The following is a 492-nucleotide window of genomic DNA, read 5'->3' as shown; positions in this document are numbered from 1 at the left end:
TACACTAATCTGAACACCATCATCAGTTAAAAAATCATTGTAAAAATCTTGCTCTTTAGGATTTTCAAAACCCAATTTTTCAAATATTTGCTCTGATAATATTCCAAAATTTTCATAACTTTTACGATAACCAAAGTAATTCACAAAAGCCATCATTCCTATGCACATTAGTAAGCTTATAAAGATCCAAGATAATAAAGAGAAAAAAGAATCCCAAGAGTAATTGAAATCAAAAATATAGAAAAGCAAGAACATTATTGACACCCCACCTCCACAAATAATAGTAAAATAATAGGTTTGCATAATAATAGCTTTATAGCCTTTTTTTACCGATCGCCCCATTTGATAAATCATATACAACAGACCTGATTGGGGATCGACTATTGCATAAACTTGATAGCGCCCATCCACAGGGCTATCATTAATTACAGCTATCAGTTCATCATTGTCTTTAAAACGAACCGTCGTAAATTGCCCCAGTAAAGAATGTTC

General features: G+C 31.9%; 1 protein-coding gene. It reads right to left on the bottom strand.

Annotation, left to right across the window (positions count from 1 at the left end):
- A partial coding sequence (locus UC75_RS19485) for a putative type VI secretion system effector (RefSeq protein ID WP_322842878.1) occupies positions 1-492 on the bottom strand: 492 nt, incomplete at both ends.

Origin of the sequence: Acinetobacter sp. V2 (genome assembly GCF_001188385.1) — a bacterium.
GTDB classification, from domain to species: Bacteria; Pseudomonadota; Gammaproteobacteria; order Pseudomonadales; family Moraxellaceae; genus Acinetobacter; species Acinetobacter oleivorans.
This window is presented reverse-complemented; position numbering and strand designations above follow the sequence as displayed.